The sequence below is a fragment of the Streptomyces sp. NPDC048461 genome (genome assembly GCF_055587105.1).
In genome coordinates this window covers 604367-622026 of sequence record NZ_JBVJGW010000002.1, presented here as the reverse complement: position 1 = coordinate 622026, position 17660 = coordinate 604367, and the positions used below count along the sequence as shown (strand labels likewise).

Sequence of the window (17660 nt, the reverse complement as noted above, 5' to 3'; positions counted from 1 at the left end):
CCGGCCCGCAGCCGGGTCGCAGTCGCTATGCCAAGAGAAGCGTGTGCCGGTCTGTTGCGCTGGGGGCGGGCTCGTGGGTCTCTGGCTGCTGGTGGGCTGGAAGGGTCGCCCGGTGCCGTTCTTTTGGGGGTTTCCCGACAGTCTTCGTATGTCCGGGGCGGGACGGCCGGTCAAGGGTGGCCGTAGGCCATCGCGTAGCGACGCGACCGCAGGGAGCGCCCTTGAGGGGACGGCCCGACCCGGAGAGACGATGAGACTGACGGGAAACCCCCACCGCCTCGCGCTCCCGCCCGACACCAGTACCGCCCCCCGGCACCCCCGCCCGACCCCATCCCGACCGCCCCACCCAAACCCATCCCGCCCGCCCGCCCCTACCCCCGCGCCCCCCGCTCCAGGCGGGCCACCCGGCCCTTTTCGCCCGCCGCCCAGCAGCCGCCGTCGGGGGCGCAGGCGACCGTGTCGAAGGACCCCGCCGCCAGCGGCCGCCAGGTGCGGCCCCCGTCCGCGGTGACGTCCGTGCCCGTCGGCCCCACCGCCAGGGCGGTGGCCGCGCCGTACGGGTACCAGGCCGCGCCCGACCGGTACGCCGGAGGCGGGGTCGCCGCCTGCCGCCAACTGCGGCCGCCGTCGGCGGAGCGGGCCGCGGCCTGCGGCGAAGCCTCGCCGGTGCGGTAGTCGCCGCCGACCGCGAGTCCCCTCGTACGGTCGCGGAAGGCCAGGGCGAAGACCCCGCGCGCCGGATCGCCGGCCGGGAGGGTGGATTCGGCGACCCGCCAGGTCAGGCCGCGGTCGGCGGAGTGCAGGACCCGCGCGGTCGCCCCGCCGCCGGTGGCCAGCCAGACGTCCCGCGAGCCCGCGGCGACCAGGCACTGGCCGCTCGCGGCGAAGCCCGCCTCGCCCGGCAGGGCCTGTGGCATGCCCCTGTCCGGCAGTACCCGCCAGCTCCGCCCGCCGTCATCGGTCGACAGGATGCGGAACTTGCCGTCGACCGGGTCGCTCATCGCCAGGCCGTGCCGGGAGTCGAAGAACGTCAGGCAGTCGTAGAAGGCCCGCGGATCGGAGTTGCGGAAGGTCTCGCTCCAAGTGGCGCCGCCGTCGTCGGTGCGCAGCACCCTGGAGGCCTCGCCCTCGCCGATGGAGAGGGCCACCGCCCGCCGGGAGTCGAAGGCCTCCACGTCGCGGAGCTCCAGCCCCTCCGCGACCGCGCCCGGGGGCGAGACGTCCCGCCAGTTGCGGCCGCCGTCCACGGTGCGGAGCACCCGCCCCTTGGAACCGGCCACCCAGGCCGTGGTCCGGCTGACGGCGGCCAGCCCGCGGAAGCGGGATGCCTTGGCGCTCTCGCCGGTCTCCTTGAGCGCCCAGCCCACACCGGGCCGGCCGTACCCGTCCGGCCCGCCTCCCGCGGCCCCGCCCAGGCCCTCGGCCCCGCCCCGAACCTCGACCCCATCCCGGCCCTCGGCCGCCGCGGCGCCCTCCAGTTCGGCACCCAGCGCCTGCGCACCGGCCCGGTCCGTGCCCGCCTGCGCGGGGGCCGCCAGCACCCCCACCAGCAGCGCCGCGGCTCCCACGCCCACCCCTAATCCCAGAAGTCTCATGGCGCCGGAAGCTAACGCACCCCCGATCCGGCGTCCAGGGTGCGTCCCCGTACCCGCCACCGCTCCCCTACACCCGCCCGCGGCCGGCCCTGGCCCCTGCTTGGGCCTGTCGAGTGAGCGGTAACCAGCCCTTCTCGGACCACCCCACGGCCCGAATCCACGTACGGCTTCCTTCCGCCACCTCCTCCCACCTGGTCACTCTGTGCGATCGCACAGGAAACTTCCGGCCAATCGGTGACACAGGTCACGTCACCCTCCATGCACGGAATTGCCGATTCCGGCGTCTATCGGGTTGCCGGGTTCCACCCACACGCCCGGCAGCAGATCCGCCGCAAGGGAGTGTGCCTTGATCACTGTCATCGAGCAGGCCGTGCAGGCCCGTCTGGTCGCCACCGCGCCGAAGGTCGAGACCGTGCCCGTCACCCTCTGCTACGACCGGGCGGATCCCTTCGCCGTTCGCATGGCCTTCCCCGCCCCGGCCACGCTGGAGGGCATCGAGATCTCCTGGACCTTCGCCCGCGAGCTGCTGGAATCCGGGCTGGACCACCCGTCGGGCAGCGGCGACGTGCGCGTGCGCCCGTACGACTCCGACCGGACGACGATCGAGTTCCACGCGCCCGAGGGGGTGGCGATCGTCCTGGTGGTGACCGCCGAACTGCACCGCTTCCTCGAGCGGGCCTCGACCGTGGTCCCTCCCGGCCTGGAGCACCTCTACCTCGACATGGACCACAGCCTGGCCGAGCTGATGCGGGACACCTGCTGACGCGGGACACCTGCTGACGCAGGACACCGGCTGACGCGGGACACCTGTCTGACGCGGAAATGCCGCCGCCCGCGCCACCCGCACACCCCTCCCCCGCGCTAATTCGTTTGCCGGCGCTCCCGACCGCCCGTAGCTTCGTAGGTGCCCCATTGCCGCCGAAACGGAGCAGGACATTGCTCGTCTGAGGTTCGAGACACCGACCCGCCCTGGCGTTCGCCGCCATCGTCCGTCCGTCGGCTGTCTCCCCGCGTTGCACGCACCACTCACGCAACCTGGAGGCCTCCATGAGTCATGCCCCTACCTTCATCACCTGCTCCGACCTCTCCTTCGACTGGCCCGACGGCACTCCCGTCTTCGACGGGCTGCACCTCTCCGTCGGCCCGGGGCGCACCGGCCTGATCGGGCTCAACGGCTGCGGCAAGTCCACGCTGCTGAAGCTCGTCGCCGGTGAACTGAGCCCTTCCGAAGGCCAGTTGTCCGTAGCCGGTTCGGTCGGCTATCTCCCGCAGAACGTCACCCTCGACACCGCGCTGCGCGTCGACGAGGCGCTCGGCATCCACACCGCCCGCGCGGCCCTGCACGCCATCGAGGCGGGCGAGGCCACCGAGGCGAACTTCACCGCGGTCGGCGACGACTGGGACGTGGAGGAACGCGCCGTGGCGACGCTCGACCAGCTCGGGCTCGCCCGGATCGGCCTGGACCGCACCGTCGGTGAGCTGTCGGGCGGCGAGTGCGTCCTGCTCCGGCTGGCGGCCCTGCTGCTCGCCCGGCCCGACGTCCTGCTGCTGGACGAGCCCACCAACAACCTGGACCTGCGCGCCCGCGGCCGCCTGTACGCGGCGGTCGAGTCGTGGACCGGGGTGATGGTCCTGGTCAGCCACGACCGGGAGCTGTTGGAGCGGGTCGACCAGATCGCCGACCTGCGCGACGGTCACGTCCGCTGGTACGGAGGGAACTTCACGGACTACGAGGAGATGCTCGCCGCCGAACAGGAGTCGGCCGAGCGCATGGTCCGGGTCGCCGAGGCCGACGTACAGCGGCAGAAGCGCGAACTGGCCGACGCCCAGGTCAAACTGGCGCGGCGCAAGCGGTACGGCCAGAAGATGTACGACAACAAGCGCGAGCCGAAGATCGTCATGGGCGCCCGGAAGCGGGCCGCGCAGGAGTCGGCCGGCAAGCACCGCATCATGCACGCCGAGAAGCTGACCCAGGCGCGCGAGCGCCTGGACCAGGCGGTGGAGGCGGTGCGCGACGACGACGAGATCAGGATCGAACTCCCCGCGACCCGGGTGCCGCCGGGGCGGCGCGTGCTGACCCTGAGCGACCTGCGGCTGGCCCACGGGGCAGCCGTTCGGGGCGAGTGGGAGCTGCGCGGTCCGGAACGGATCGCGCTGGTGGGCCGCAACGGTTCGGGCAAGACCACGCTGTTGCGCACGATCGCGGGGCAGCTGGAACCGCTGTCCGGCGAGGCCATGACGCACGTGTCGACGCGGTTCCTGCCGCAGCGCCTGGACGTGCTGGACGAAAGCCGTTCGGTGGTGGAGAACGTGGCGCGGTTCGCCCCGCACGCCACGAACAACCTGATCCGGGCGAGGCTCGCCCACTTCCTCTTCCGGGGCGCTCGCGCGGACCGGCCGGCGGGCACCCTGTCGGGCGGCGAGCGTTTCCGCGCGGCGCTGGCGGCGCTCCTGCTGGCGGAGCCCGCTCCGCAGCTGCTGATGCTCGACGAGCCCACGAACAACCTGGACCTGGCGAGCGTGCGGCAGCTGACGGACGCGCTCGATTCGTACGAGGGGTCGCTCGTCGTGGCAAGCCACGACGTGCCGTTCCTGGAGTCGATCGGCGTCACCCGGTGGCTGCTGCTGGACGGCGAGCTGCGCGCGACCACGGCGGAGGAGGTCCGGGAGGAGCTGTGGCACGGATGACCGCGGCGGGGACATCAGCCGACCGGAGAACCGCGTGGAGAACGGGTGGAGAACCGGCCGGACAACCGGCCGGCGCGATCTCACCTGACCTGGTGGGGCAGTAAGGCCCAGGACTTGGTGCCGCCGGTGGCGGTGAGGACCGGGGTGAGTCCCCAGTCCCCACCGCAGGTCTCGACGGTTGCGGCCAGCAGCCACATCCCGCGGTTGCGCCGGCTCCGGCACTCCTCGCGCACTTCGGGCGAGGAGTGCGCCGGGTGCTGGTCGTAAACGACGATCCGCAATGCGTCGAACTGCCAGCGAACGGTGAGTACCATCTCGGTGTCGGGTGTGAACCGGTGCGCGCACGCGACGAGTTCGGACGCCGCGAGGGCTGCGGCATCGCGCAGGTCGGACAGACCGTGCCGGGTGAGCAGGGGCCGGACCACGGATCGCGCGGTGCCCGCGCAATAGGCGCTGCCGTGCAGGCCTATCGAGTAGTTCAGCTTCTGCGCCTCGGGCGGTATCTGCAGGACCTCGCGGACCGGCCTCAGGCCACGGAGAGTGCCCGTCATCGTGCTGCTCCAAGTATGGGTGTGATCGACGGCAGTGAGATCGAAGACCGGTGCGGTCCCGGAGTGCTCGTGCAAGGCCACGGCGTCGCCCCGTGTGAGACTTGCGCTACCGACCGTAGCCCAACCTCGTTCGCAGTTCTACTACTTGTGCCGCTACTTACTGACTTCTCACGGTATTTCCAGGCAGCTTCGAGCCCACCCGGGCCGACGGTTCGGACGGAGGCGCCCCGACCCACCGGATCGACGGCGGCACCCACCGGGCGACACCGGCGCGACGGAGCCCGATCCACGAAAAGCAGGCCCGAAGTGGACGTGGAGGATCACATTCCGGCATGACTTTGACCCACGACTGCCCCATCTGGACGTCCTCAAACTGCATTAATAACTGGACGTAACCGGACATACACTTCCATGGGGCTTGGCTCTCCTTGATGCCGCGCTTAACCTACGAGTCCGTAAGCTACGGAACCGTAGGTAATTCGCTTTGCACCCAGGAGTACCCGTGACGATCACCTCTCCCCACCTCGGCAGCTCGGAGGCGTGGACGGACGCCAAGCTGCTGTTCGCGCTGGAAGAAGTGGTCGAAAAGGAGCTCAACCGGCATCTGCAGGTCACCAAGGACTGGATGCCCCACGACTACGTCCCGTGGGCCGACGGCCGGAACTTCCCCGCGTTCTTCGAGGACGGCGAGGCCTGGGAGCCGCAGCAGTCCAAGGTCACCGAGATCGGCAAGATCGCGCTGGTCGTGAACCTGCTGACCGAGGACAACCTCCCCAGCTACCACCACGAGATCGCCTCGCTCTTCGGGCGCAACGGCGCGTGGGGCACCTGGGTGCACCGCTGGACGGCCGAGGAGGGCCGCCACGGCATCGTGATGCGCGACTACCTGCTGGCGTCGCGCGCGGTGGACCCGGACAAGCTGGAAGCGTTCCGGATGCAGCACATGTCGGAGGGCTTCGAGTCCGACAACCGCCACTCGATGCTGCACTCGGTCGCGTACGTGGCCTTCCAGGAGCTCGCGACCCGCATCTCGCACCGCAACACCGGCCACCAGTCCGGCGACCCGGTCTGCGACCGGATGCTGGCCCGCATCGCGCAGGACGAGAACCTGCACATGATCTTCTACCGCAACCTGCTGGGCGCCGCCTTCGAGCTCGCCCCGGACCTCACCATGCAGGCCGTGCGGGACGTCGTCGTCGGCTTCCGGATGCCCGGACACGGGATGCCCGGCTTCGAGCGGATGGCCGCGCAGATGGCGATCGGCGGGGTCTACAACCTGCGGATCCACCACGACGACGTACTGAGCCCCGTGATCCGCTTCCTGAAGATCATGGATGTCGACGGCCTCGGCCCCGACGGCCAGAAGGCCCAGGAGGAGCTCGGCCTGTTCATGAACGGCCTGGACTCCGAGGCCAGCAAGTTCGACGAGCGCCTGGCCGCCCGCGCGGCGCGCATCGCGGCCCGCAAGGGCTGACCGGTTTCCGCTCGCTCGCCCGAGTGATGCCGATTGCCCTGGCGGAGCCGCGCTCTGCCAGGGTTTCGCGTCATGACCTCGCTCCAGGTGGACATCGACCAGCTGACCCGCTTGACCCGTGCCCTGGATTCCTCCCTGGTCTCCCTCCGGGAGGCCCGGCGCGCCCTGGACCACGTACGGGCCGACCAGTTGGGGACCGCGGACCTGGACAAGTCCTGCGACGGCTTCCAGGAGAGATGGTCCTACGGCGCCCGTGAGCTGACCAAGCGCGTCAAGGCCGTGCGCGAGGGCGTGGACCGCAGCGCCGCGGAGTACGCGGAGCTGGAGAAGGCCGTCCGCGCGGCCTTCCGCGCGGCGGCGGAGGCCTCCCGTGGCTGAGCACGCCGCGCTGGGCTTCGACCCGGCACCGGGAGATCCGGCCGCGGTGCTCGCCCTGGCGAAGAAGCTCTCCACCTCGGCGGCCTCGCTCGGCGAGGCCTCCCGCATCATGAAGTCGCTCGTCGCCCACAGTGCGGCGTGGCAGGGCGAGGCCGCCACGGCGTTCCGCGCCTCCCTCTCCCAGGACCTCCCCCGCTACCTGGGCTCGGCCCACACCTCCCTCGCGGAGGCCGCCAAGCGGCTCACCGCGTGGCACGACACCCTGGTCGCACACCGCGCGCTGGCGGCCCGGTACGAAGCCCAGGCCGCCGCCGCGAAGACGGAGCCGGCCTTGGCGGACGCCCGCCGCCTGGCCCGGGAACTCGCCTCGGAACACGGCGCGGCGGCCCGCCGGATCGCCCGGACCCTGGACGCGGCCGCCGACCGGCTGGCGCCGAAGGAACCGGGCGCACTGGCGTCACTCTGGCGCAAGATCACGGATGATCCGGGGGACGCGCTGTCGAACGCGTCGGCGATCCTGGGCGCGATCGGGGCCGGGGTGGCCCTCTTCTGCCCGCCGGCGGGACTGGCGGTGATGCTGGTCGCCGGGGGCCTGTCCCTGGCGGCGCTCACGACGCACCTGGCGGATCCGAAGTTCCGCAAACCGCTGGTGGACGGGGCGGCGAAGGGCGAGTTCGACGCGGACTTCTGGAAGAGCGCGGTAACCCTCCTGGGCGACACGGCGGGCTCGGTCCCGGGCGTCGCGGCGGTCGCCTCGGGCGCCAAGGCCGGCACGGCGGCGGCCCGGGCGGCCATGACGGCCGCCCCGGAAGCGAGCGCCCTGACGGGCTTGTCCCCGGGTGCGTCGGCGTTCCGCAGCACGACCTGGTCGACGGGCCTGGCCATCCAGGAGGTCGAGAACCCCCTGATCACGTGGGGAGTACGGTCGACCGATCCGACGGTCAGGAAGTCTGTGGGCCTTGTTGCACCGGCACTCGGGGCAGTGACAGCAAGCTCCGGCTACGTCTCTGACCATCCATCCGTCGAACAAGCCGCAACGGCAGTCGACGGCACCCGCGGTGTCCTGGACGACGCGCCTTCGGGCGCTGCGAAGGCGGCCAGTGCTTGGGCGGCGATGCGGCCATGAAGAGTGATGACGCTGCGCCACCGCTCTGGTTTCGACTGCCTCCAGGCTTCCACGACATCAGCCCGAGCGACCGGCCCGCCCTCGAGGCGGTAGCGGAAGCTCTCGCGAGCCCGGCCGCACAAGACGACATCGCGCAGCTCATGAAGGGGCTGGCGAGCCTTCACACCCACGATGTCGCATACACGTCGATCGGTCTGCACCCGGATGACCCCGCTGGCATCGCGACCTCCCTGTTCTCACTCACGGTCCGGTCTGCCGGACACCCGAATCCTCGGGTCTCCGTGGCACAGACGGCCCTGGCCATCGCCCGTTCCACACTGTGGCGAGATCCGATGCGCAGGTTGATCGACCTGCCTTCGGGGCTGCCGTGTTGCCTGGTCGCTGGGCAGATTTCACCGGATGGGGTAGGGGACCATCCATTTCAGGCCAGGGTCATCACCACGGATCCACAGGGGCAACACATTCTGATTCTGGACTTGACCAGCGCTGCAGTCGGCTACGCCGATGCGTACGTCAGCATCCTGGAGGCCGTAGCCCACACGCTCAGCTTTACCGATCCCAACCCCCGCCCTGCGGGATCGACGAGGACGTCCCGCCTTCTGGAGGTGCTGCTGTGACAGGCGTGCTCGCCAAAGTGGCATGGGATCACCGCCCGACATCCCTGGGCTACAGGCGTTTGGCTTCTCGGCGCGCCGCCTGGCTGGGCTCCTTCAGCGCTGCCTGCATCGTCGCGGTGGCATGTGCGCTTGGGCCGGTCAACTTCCCCCCTCTGCTCCCTGCTGCGGTAATCGCCCTGTTAGCCCCGTTCCTCCCCGTAGTGGCAATCGCCTATTGGCGGCGTCAACGCGTCGCCTCCGTGTTGCGGGCTTACCCCTGGTGCGAGGTTCACTGCCGGCACGATCCCCGACGCCCGTCAGTGATCTCCGTCGGGTTCTCGGCAGGCTTCGCTCCTACGTTCCGCATGTTCCCCTTTCCCGTTCAACTCACGGACAAGAAGAGTGGCGGCAATGGGCCGATCTGGTTCGCGGGAGATCCCCGGTTCGGTGGGGTCGTTTCTCCCGTCGGGGGGCACTATCCCGTGCGGGTCGTGCCCGACAAGGTGCCTGCGGAGGGGTGGAGCGGTGGGGACGACGGGCTGGCGCTGCGGGTCGGGCTGATGCGGCGCAGCGGGAAGGGGACCCGGACCTGATCAGCGGCGGCGCGGGCGCAGCACGAGGCGTTCCGACTCGGAGAGGCCGCCCCAGACTCCGAAGCGCTCGTCGTTGTCCAGGGCGTACTCCAGGCACGCCGCCCGCCCCTCGCACGCCCCGCACAACCGCTTCGCGTCGCGCAGCGACGAGCCGGGCTCGGGGAAGAAGAAGCCCGGGCCCGTCTGGGCGCACAGCGCGAGCTCGTACCAAGCGGTGGATGTGGCGGTGGTGGCAGCGGTGGTGGTGGTGTTCATCGACATGCCGGAGATACTGACCCGCGCGGATGGACGTCTGATCAACGACCGATCAATCCCTGGTCACGGACCCGAATCCAGCGGCCTCGGCCAGCATCGCATCCGCCACTGACAGCGGTAGCCCGCCGAGACCGTGGCAACCGGACGCGACGGACACGTCCGGCCCGGGCGGGCGGGGTTTCCGTCAGGAGTCGTGTTTGGCGCGGCTCGGCTGGACGCGCTTCGGTTCGCCCGGCATCTTGGGGTAGTCCGGCGGGTAGGGCATGTCCCCCAGGCCGTGGTCGCGTTCGTGGCGTTCCGCCAGTTCCAGTGCCGCGTCCAGGGCGAAGGCGTGCTCGTCCATGTCCGCGTGGAGGTCGCCCAGTGCGGCGAAGCGGGCCGGCATCGTCACGATGTCGAAGTCGCGGGGCTCCGCGTCGTCCAGCTCGTCCCAGCGCAGGGGCGCCGACACCGGGGCGTGCGGGCGCGGGCGGACGGAGTAGGCGGAGGCGATCGTGCGGTCGCGCGCCGTCTGGTTGTAGTCGACGAAGATCCGCTCGCCGCGCTCCTCCTTCCACCACGCCGTCGTGACCTTGCCGGGCATCCGGCGCTCCAACTCCCGCCCCAGGGCGATCGCGCACCGCCGGACTTCCGTGAACGTCCAGCGCGGTGCGATCGGCACGAAGACGTGCAGCCCGCGCCCGCCCGAGGTCTTGGGCCAGCCGCGCAGCCCCAGCTCCTCCAGCAGCACCCGAAGCTCATGGGCGGCCGCCACCGCGTGGTGGTAGTCGGTGCCCGGCTGCGGGTCCAGGTCGATGCGCAGTTCGTCGGGGCGGTCGGTGTCCTCGCGGCGCACCGGCCAGGGGTGGAAGGTGAGGCAGCCCAGGTTCGCCGCCCACAGCACGGCGGCCGGCTCCGTCGGGCAGATCTCGTCGGCCGAGCGGCCGCTCGGGAAGGCGATGTGGGCGGTCGGGATCCAGTCGGGCAGGTTCTTCGGTGCCCGCTTCTGGAAGAAGGACTCGCCCTCCACGCCGTCCGGGAACCGTTCCAGCGTCGTGGGCCGGTTGCGCAGGGCGCGCGTGATGCCGTCGGCGACCGCGAGGTAGTACTCGGCCACGTCCCGCTTGGTGAGGCCGCGCTCCGGGAAGTACACCTTGTCCGGACTGGACAGCCGTACCGTCCGCCCGCCCGCGTCCAGCTCGATCGCACTACCGGCAGCACCCATGAGCGCCACGGTAGGCGCGCCCGCGCGGGTGCGCACACCGGGCGGGCCCGGACGGGCCGACGCACAATCGGATGCATGGATCTGCCGGTGATGCCGCCCGTGAAGCCGATGCTCGCCAAGTCCGTGGCCAGGATTCCGGCCGGCATGCAGTACGAGGCCAAATGGGACGGCTTCCGCGCCATCGTCCACCGCGACGGCGACGAGGTGGAGATCGGCAGTCGGACGGGAAAGACGCTGACCCGGTACTTTCCCGAGCTGGTGGCGGCCCTGAAGGAGAACCTGCCCGCCCGTTGTGTCGTGGACGGCGAGATCGTGATCGTTCAGGGCGGGCGGCTCGACTTCGACCGGCTGACCGAGCGGATCCACCCCGCCGCCTCGCGCGTGAAGCTCCTCGCCGGGACGACGCCCGCGTCCTTCGTCGCCTTCGACCTGCTCGCGCTCGGCGACGAGGCGTTTCTCGACACCCCCCTCACCGAACGCCGTACCGCGCTCGCCCGGGCACTCTCCACCGCTCGGCCCCCCGTTCACCTCGCGCCCGCGACCACCGACCCCGCGCTGGCGCAGGAATGGTTCGAGCGGTTCGAAGGCGCCGGGCTCGACGGGGTGATCGCCAAACCCCTCGATCTCCCCTACCGGCCCGATGCCAGGCTCATGTTCAAGATCAAGCACGAGCGTACGGCCGACGTCGTCCTCGCGGGTTTCCGTTTCCACAAGAGCGGTCCGATTGTCGGATCGCTGTTGCTCGGCCTGCACGACGGCGACGGCGTCCTCCAGCACGTCGGCGTCTGCGCCGCCTTCCCCATGAAGCGGCGCGCCGAGCTGGTCGAGGAGCTCGCACCGCTGCGGATGCCCGACCCCGAGGAGCATCCGTGGGCCGCCTGGGCCGAGGAGTCCGCCCACGAGGGCGCCCGGCTGCCCGGCGCCCAGAGCCGCTGGACCGGCAAGAAGGACCTGTCGTGGGTGCCGCTGCGCCCCGAGCGGGTGATCGAGGTCAAGTACGACCACATGGAGGGCGACCGCTTCCGGCACACGGCCCAGTTCCGCCGGTGGCGGCCCGACCGGCTGCCGGAGAGCTGCACCTACGCGCAACTGGAGGAGGTCGTCCGGTACGACCTCGCCGAGGTGCTCGGCCCACCGCCCGCACCCTCCGGCTGACGCCCGCCGCCACCGCCCGACGCCCCCACCCCCCGGCTGACGCCCGCCGCCGCCTGGTGACCCCGGGGGGCGTCCCACGGCTCCCCGCCCCGGCTCACCCCGACGTGAGCTTCTCCCACGCCGCCCGGTCCGGCCCCACCTCGTTCGGCGCGTACTCCGGCCGCGCCGCCAGCCAGCGCCCCACCCGGGCCCGGACCTCCGGGTTCGCGTACGCCCGCTCCGGGGGATCCGCCAGGTGGCGGACCCTGGCCCGCGCCCGCATCACCTCCGGGTCCTCCAGGGCGCAGTCGAACAGGGCGGCGACCTCGCGCGCCGTCCCCGTACGGCCGGCGCGCGTCGCGAAGCGCTCCCCGATGGCCGAGTCGGCGACGACCTGGAAGTCGAACCACGGCTTCAGCGTGCGGACCGCCCAGTCGTGGTGCTCGGCGGCGAACCGTTCCGACGCCGGATCGCGGTGCGCCGTACGGGCCACCCTGCGCGCGGCCCACAGGGCGAGCGACGTGCCCTGCCCGAGGGTGGGGTTGGTGTGGGCGATGGCATCCCCGACCGGCACCAGCCCACTGACCACGGGGCCGCGCTCGTCGACGAGCGCGCTCCACCGGTTGTCCAGGCTCGCGGTGGCCAGCACCTCCGACAGCGGTGCGGCGCCCAGGCCCAGCCAGACCTCCCCCGGCGGGAAGGCGCGGGCGGCGGCCTCGAACACGGCGGGATCGCGCAGCGCCGAGCGCGTCGCGTCGGCCGTGTGCACGAACAGCGTGACGGCGAAGACGCTGTTGTCCGCGGGGAAGACGGCGCACCCGGCGAAGGATCCCCCGGTCACCGCCCAGGGCCGGCGCGGCCCCTCGGACGTGCCCTCGGGCAGGCGGTACCAGCGGCAGAAGTAGGCGAGTCCCGTGCGGTGCCGTTCCACCACCGGCGGCCGGCAGCCCGCCGCGGCGAGCCGCTGCTCGGTGCCGCCGCGCCGTCCGCCGGCGTCCACGACGAGGTCCCCGGCGTATCTCCCCACCTCGGTGGTCACACCCGTCACCCGGACGCACGCGGCCGAGCCCGGCTCCCCGCCCGCACCCCGATCCGCAGCAGCGGGCACCGTGGTCAGGCCGGTGACGGGCTCGCCGTACCGCACGACGACGCCCGGTTCGGCGCGCAGCGAGGTGCTCAGCGCGCTTTCGAGCACGATGCGGCGGGCCTGGAGCATGACGAGGTCCTCGTCCCCGGGGCGCGCGGGCGGGCGTTCCTCGAACCAGTCCAGCTCGTGGCGTTCGCGGGCTCCGAGCCGGAGCATCTCCGCGTGCACGTCGGGAAGTTCGTCCCGCAGGACGTTGCGGGCGGCGCCGAGCAGGGCGTGCGGCTGGGTCGCCTGGGGTACGGTCGGCCGCCGCCAGCCGAAGAAGTCGCGGTCGAGGGCGGTGCCGGGCGCCCGGGTGTCCCGCTCGAAGAGCTCGGCGGTGTGCCCCTGCCGGGCGGCGAGCAGGGCCGTGGCCAGACCGCCGACTCCTCCGCCGATGACCAGCACGTGTGCCATTGCGCCCTCCTGAGCCGATGAACCGTACGACGATCACACCGCCAGAGCCTGCACGGGCCGGAGGCGACCGAAACCCGTACGGTTGTCCGACATCAGTTCGTACGTCCGGGCCTATCCGATTCCGCCCGCCCGGCGGGCCTCCAGCGCCCAGCGGGCCTCCGCCTCGACCAGGTCGGCGTTGATGGCCACCGCGGCGCGCACGCCCTGGGCGGCCGCGCCCGCGAGCTTCTCCGTCGGAGCGGCGACGTTGCCCGCCAGCCAGACCCCCGCGAGGGCGGTGGCCCCCGTGGCCGGATCGGAGTCGACACCGGTCCCGACCACCCGTCCGTCCCGCGCCACCGGGTGCGCGGGCAGCCCCAGGCTGCTCAGGACGCCGGACCGCACGGTGAACCGCGGCGCCACCACGAGCGCGCGGCACGCGACCGATCCCCCGCCGGCCAGCGTCACCCCTGCCAGCCGGTCGTCGTCGACGACGAGGCCGGTCACCTCTCCCCCGACGACCTCGACGCCCCGGGCCGCCAGCAGGTCCCGGTCCTCGGCGGTCGGCGTCCAGGTCTGCGCGAGCAGGGTGATCCGCTCGCTCCACTGCCGCCAGAGCAGCGCCTGACGTACGGCCGACGGACCGTCCGCCAGCACCGCGAGCGCCCGGTCGCGGACCTCCCAGCCGTGGCAGTACGGGCAGTGCAGCACGTCCCGCCCCCAGCGCGCCCCGAGGCCCGGTACGGCCGGAAGCTCGTCCACCAGACCGGTGGCGACCAGCAGCCGACCGGCGCGGACCGTGGAACCGTCCCCGCAGCGGACCAGGAAGCCCCCGTCGGGCAGCCGGTCGGCGGCGACGGCCGTGGCCGTACGGATCCGGCCGCCGTAGCCGGTGACCTCCGCCCGCCCCCGGGCGAGCAGGCCGGCGGGGCTCGCGCCGTCGTGCCCGAGGTAACCGTGCAGGTGGGCGGCGCGCCGGTTGCGGGGGCTGCCCGAGTCGAGGACCAGCACCGAGCGGCGCGCCCGGACCAGGGTGAGCGCCCCGGCGAGGCCGGCGGCGCCACCGCCCACGACGACCACTTCGTACGGCTCGTCCGGCTGGGGCTGCTGGGCGCCGGTGGCCCGGCCCGTCGGCTCGGCGTGTTCTTCGTCCATACCGCGAGCGTGCGCCGACACGTGCCCGCTTGACAAATGCCGTTGCCGAACCGGCAAATGGAGCCATGGCCACCAAGGAAGAGGACCAGGAGCTCGCGGGCGTGCTCAGCGCCGTGGGGCCGCGGCTGCGCGCCCTGCGCCGCCTGCGCGGCACCACGCTGGCCCAGCTCAGCGAGACCACGGGGATCTCCCTCTCCACGCTGTCCCGGCTGGAGTCCGGCGGGCGACGGCCCACCCTGGAACTGCTGCTCCCGCTCGCGCGGGCCCACCGCGTGGCGCTCGACGAGCTGGTCGGCGCCCCGGAGACGGGCGATCCCCGTGTCCGCCCCCGCCCGTTCGTCCGGCACGGAACCACCTACGTGCCGCTGACGCGCAACCTCGGCGGGCTGCACGCCTTCAAGCAGATCCTCCCGGCCACCGACGGGCCGCCGCCGGAGCCCCAGCTCGGTGTCCACGAGGGCTACGAGTGGCTGTACGTGCTGTCCGGGCGTCTGCGGCTGCTGCTGGGCGAGCACGACCTCGTCCTCGGCCCCGGCGAGGCCGCCGAGTTCGACACCCGCACCCCGCACGCGTTCCTCAACGCGGGCCCGCAGCCCGCCGAGTTCCTGAGCCTGTTCGGTCCGCAGGGCGAGCGGATGCACGTCCGCGCCCGGCCCACCACCCCGACGGAAGGACGCCCATGAGCACCCCCGACGAGCACCCCGAGCACCCCGCGCCCGCCGCGGGCCCCCGGGGCTCCGGGCAGCCGCGCCCCGAGCGGGCCGCCCCGCGGCCCAACGCCGTCGTCGGCGTCGGGCTGGTCGTGGTCGGCGCCGACGGCCGGGTGCTGCTCGGCCAGGCGCACGACGGACGCTGGGAGCTGCCGGGCGGCAAGGTCGACCCCGGGGAGGGCTTCGAGCAGGCCGCCGCCCGGGAACTCGCCGAGGAGACGGACCTGCGCGTGGCCCCCGAAGGGGTGCGCGTGCTCGCGGTACGGATCGACGACGCGACCGGCACGACCCGGCTGACGGCCGCCGCCGTGACCACGACGGCCCGGGGCGTCCCGGCCGTCACCGAGCCGGACAAGATCGTCCGTTGGCGGTGGTTCGCCCCCGCCGAGATCCCCACCGCCCTCTACGCCCCCTCGGCGGCCGTCCTGCGCACCTGGCGCCCGGAGCTGACGGCGCTGCCCCACGTGCCCGCGTACGACTACCCGCTCCGGGCGCACACCCCGGGTCGGGCCTGACCCGGGACCCGGGCCCGGCCGGGCCCGGGTCCGCGAACCTCCGGGCCCCGGGCGCGGCCCCCGCTACGCGCGCAGTTCCGCCCGCGGCGCGAAGTTCCCGTCCCCCAGGTCCTCCGCCAGCAGCCGCTTCGCGATCGCGTCCGCCGCCACCCTCAGCTCCGCGCTCCGCGGCCGGCCCCGGTCCTTCTCCAGCTGGTCGCCGAGCCAGCCGGCCCACGCCGCGGAGATGACGTCGGCCTCGCGCCGGCCGGCCGGCGTGAGCGTGAAGAAGGATCCCTCGCGGCTGAGGAAGCCCTCCTCCGTCATCCGGTCGAAGACCGGGAGCAGCACCTCCGGCGGCAGCGACCGGCGTCCCGCCATCAGGCCGAGGCTCGCGTACCCGACCGTCCGGGTCATCAGGTCGACCTGCATGACCGTCCACGCGCCGGCCATGTCGAGCCGGGTGTCGGAGGCGTGGACGATCCCGCGCGCCGTGTCCGGCCCCATGGTCCGTACGAGCTTTCCGACCGCCAGCTCCAGCAGCTTCGCGGAGTCCCCGGAGGCCGTGGCCGGCGAACCGAAGCCGTCGCCCATGTCGGTGGATCCGGCCCGGGCGCTGTCGCGCAGGTGCACCTGCTTGAGGAAGAGGGCCACGACGAACCCGACCGCCGCCACCGGCACCGTCCACAGGAACACCGTCTGCAGGGCTTCCGTGTAGGCGCCGATGACCGGGGCGGCCGCCGCGGGGTCGAGGCCGTGCACGCCTTCGGGGCTCTGCGCGGCGGCGCCGAGCTGCGCGGGGTCGGTGCCGGTGGCGCGGGCCGCCTCCGCGACGGCCTTCTCCAGTGCGGGTTCCAGGGTGTTGGCGTAGATCGTGCCGAACACGGCGGTCCCGAAGGCGCTGCCGAGGGTGCGGAAGAAGGTGACGCCCGAGGTGGCGGTGCCGAGGTCGGCGTAGTCGACGGTGTTCTGCACGGCGATCGTGAGGACCTGCATCGACAGGCCGATGCCGACGCCGAGGACGAACATGTACGTCGATTCCAGCCAGATGCCGCTCTGCGGGCCCATGAGGGACAGCAGGTAGAGGCCGGCGCCCATGACGAGGCTGCCCACGATCGGGAAGATCCGGTAGCGGCCGGTCTTGCTCACGACGTTGCCGCTGAAGACGGAGGCGATCAGCAGGCCGACGACCAGCGGCAGGGTCCGTACGCCGGAGACGGTGGCCGAGTCGCCGTCCACGTACTGGAGGTAGGTGGGGAGGAAGGTCATCGCGCCCAGCATGGCGAAGCCGACGACGAAGCTGAGCACGGAGCAGACCGAGAAGACGGGGTTGCGGAACAGCCGCATGGGCAGCATCGGTTCGGCCGCGCGGGTCTCGACCAGGCAGAACAGGGCGAGGGCGAGGGCGCCGCCCGCGAACAGCCCGATGATGACGGGCGAGCCCCAGGCGTACTCGTTGCCGCCCCAGCTGGTGGCCAGGATCAGGGCGCTGGAGCCGATCGCGACGAGTGCGATGCCCAGGTAGTCGATCACCGGCCGCCCGGCCGCGCGCACGGACGGGATGGTCTTGGCGGCGGCCACGACGACGAGGATCGCGATGGGGACGTTGACGTAGAAGCACCAGCGCCAGCTGAGGTGGTCGGTGAAGAGGCCGCCGAGGAGCGGTCCGATCACGGTGGCGACGCCGAAGACGGCGCCGATCGCACCCTGGTACTTGCCGCGTTCGCGCAGCGGGACCACGTCGGCGATCAGCGCCATGGAGGTGACCATCAGCCCGCCGGCGCCGATGCCCTGCACGCCCCGCCACAGGATGAGCAGGGTCATGTTGCTCGCGAGCCCGCACAGGAACGAGCCGGTGATGAAGATGACCGCGGAGACCTGGAAGATCAGTTTCCGGCCGAAGAGGTCGCCGAACTTGCCGACCAGCACCGTCGCGACGGTCTCCGCGAGCAGGTAGGCGGTCACCACCCACGACATGTGGGCCGCGCCGCCGAGGTCCGCCACGATCGTGGGCAGGGCGGTGCCGACGATCGTCTGGTCGAGGGCCGCCAGCAGGACGCCGAGCATGATCGTGCCGAAGATGACGTTGCGCCGCCTCCGGTCCAGCACGGGTGGCGCCGCGGCTACGGCGGGGGCAGTGGTCACCCTCGCACTCTCACAGCGCCCCCGGCGCCCCGCATGCGGC

The 17660-nt window shown here is 72.5% G+C and carries 16 protein-coding genes; 9 read left to right on the top strand and 7 right to left on the bottom strand.

Annotated features, from left to right (window positions below; all coding sequences use genetic code 11):
• Positions 1-371 precede the first annotated feature (371 nt).
• Positions 372-1595, bottom strand: coding sequence for a WD40/YVTN/BNR-like repeat-containing protein (locus ACZ6S8_RS05610; RefSeq protein ID WP_469452754.1), 1224 nt, complete (start codon positions 1593-1595; stop codon positions 372-374).
• Between the two features lie 346 nt (positions 1596-1941).
• On the opposite strand from ACZ6S8_RS05610, the gene ssgD reads away from it, so the two are divergent.
• Both ssgD and ACZ6S8_RS05600 read left to right on the top strand, forming a co-directional pair.
• Entirely contained in the window at positions 1942-2358 is a 417-nt protein-coding gene (gene ssgD, locus ACZ6S8_RS05605) for a spore wall synthesis regulator SsgD (RefSeq protein WP_469452752.1), read from the top strand.
• A 284-nt stretch (positions 2359-2642) separates the two neighbouring features.
• Positions 2643-4283, top strand: coding sequence for an ABC-F family ATP-binding cassette domain-containing protein (locus tag ACZ6S8_RS05600; protein ID WP_469452750.1), 1641 nt, complete (start codon positions 2643-2645; stop codon positions 4281-4283).
• An 80-nt stretch (positions 4284-4363) separates the two neighbouring features.
• On the opposite strand, the gene ACZ6S8_RS05595 is transcribed toward ACZ6S8_RS05600, so the two are convergent.
• Complete coding sequence (locus ACZ6S8_RS05595) at positions 4364-4834, bottom strand: ATP-binding protein (RefSeq protein WP_469452748.1); 471 nt, start codon at positions 4832-4834, stop codon at positions 4364-4366.
• Positions 4835-5336: 502 nt separating this feature from the next.
• On the opposite strand from ACZ6S8_RS05595, the gene ACZ6S8_RS05590 reads away from it, so the two are divergent.
• The 4 genes from ACZ6S8_RS05590 to ACZ6S8_RS05575 all read left to right on the top strand — a co-directional run bounded on the left by ACZ6S8_RS05590 (position 5337) and on the right by ACZ6S8_RS05575 (position 8429).
• Positions 5337-6308 carry an acyl-ACP desaturase gene (locus ACZ6S8_RS05590; protein ID WP_469452746.1) on the top strand — a complete coding sequence of 324 codons (972 nt, stop codon included), beginning with the start codon at positions 5337-5339 and terminating at the stop codon, positions 6306-6308.
• 72 nt (positions 6309-6380) lie between these two features.
• Positions 6381-6686: a hypothetical protein gene (locus tag ACZ6S8_RS05585; protein ID WP_469452744.1), complete on the top strand. Its 306-nt coding sequence runs from the start codon at positions 6381-6383 to the stop codon at positions 6684-6686.
• Entirely contained in the window at positions 6679-7812 is a 1134-nt protein-coding gene (locus ACZ6S8_RS05580; RefSeq protein WP_469452743.1) for a WXG100 family type VII secretion target, read from the top strand. Before ACZ6S8_RS05585 ends, ACZ6S8_RS05580 begins: the two co-directional genes overlap by 8 nt.
• Positions 7809-8429, top strand: a complete 621-nt coding sequence (locus tag ACZ6S8_RS05575) for a hypothetical protein (protein WP_469452741.1) — start codon at positions 7809-7811, stop codon at positions 8427-8429. The genes ACZ6S8_RS05580 and ACZ6S8_RS05575 overlap by 4 nt, the downstream gene beginning before the upstream one ends.
• A gap of 572 nt (positions 8430-9001) precedes the next feature.
• Here ACZ6S8_RS05575 and ACZ6S8_RS05570 read toward each other — a convergent pair.
• The gene (locus ACZ6S8_RS05570; protein ID WP_469452739.1) at positions 9002-9262 is read right to left on the bottom strand and encodes a WhiB family transcriptional regulator; all 261 of its coding nucleotides are present in this window, start codon (positions 9260-9262) and stop codon (positions 9002-9004) included.
• Between the two features lie 178 nt (positions 9263-9440).
• The gene (ligD, locus tag ACZ6S8_RS05565; protein ID WP_469452737.1) at positions 9441-10460 is read right to left on the bottom strand and encodes a non-homologous end-joining DNA ligase; all 1020 of its coding nucleotides are present in this window, start codon (positions 10458-10460) and stop codon (positions 9441-9443) included.
• Between the two features lie 75 nt (positions 10461-10535).
• On the opposite strand from ligD, the gene ACZ6S8_RS05560 reads away from it, so the two are divergent.
• A complete protein-coding gene (locus ACZ6S8_RS05560) occupies positions 10536-11615 on the top strand; it encodes an ATP-dependent DNA ligase (RefSeq protein ID WP_469452736.1) in 1080 nt (359 codons plus the stop codon).
• A gap of 94 nt (positions 11616-11709) precedes the next feature.
• Here ACZ6S8_RS05560 and ACZ6S8_RS05555 read toward each other — a convergent pair whose 3' ends face one another.
• Complete coding sequence (locus ACZ6S8_RS05555) at positions 11710-13137, bottom strand: NAD(P)/FAD-dependent oxidoreductase (protein ID WP_469452734.1); 1428 nt, start codon at positions 13135-13137, stop codon at positions 11710-11712.
• Between the two features lie 111 nt (positions 13138-13248).
• On the bottom strand, positions 13249-14271 hold the full coding sequence (locus ACZ6S8_RS05550) for an NAD(P)/FAD-dependent oxidoreductase (RefSeq protein ID WP_469452732.1): 1023 nt from the start codon (positions 14269-14271) through the stop codon (positions 13249-13251).
• A gap of 65 nt (positions 14272-14336) precedes the next feature.
• On the opposite strand from ACZ6S8_RS05550, the gene ACZ6S8_RS05545 reads away from it, so the two are divergent.
• Entirely contained in the window at positions 14337-14954 is a 618-nt protein-coding gene (locus tag ACZ6S8_RS05545; protein ID WP_469452730.1) for a helix-turn-helix domain-containing protein, read from the top strand.
• Positions 14951-15496, top strand: a complete 546-nt coding sequence (locus tag ACZ6S8_RS05540) for an NUDIX domain-containing protein (protein WP_469452728.1) — start codon at positions 14951-14953, stop codon at positions 15494-15496. The genes ACZ6S8_RS05545 and ACZ6S8_RS05540 overlap by 4 nt, the downstream gene beginning before the upstream one ends.
• A gap of 63 nt (positions 15497-15559) precedes the next feature.
• Here ACZ6S8_RS05540 and ACZ6S8_RS05535 read toward each other — a convergent pair whose 3' ends face one another.
• Positions 15560-17620: an MDR family MFS transporter gene (locus ACZ6S8_RS05535; RefSeq protein WP_469452726.1), complete on the bottom strand. Its 2061-nt coding sequence runs from the start codon at positions 17618-17620 to the stop codon at positions 15560-15562.
• Between the last annotated feature and the right edge of the window lie 40 nt (positions 17621-17660).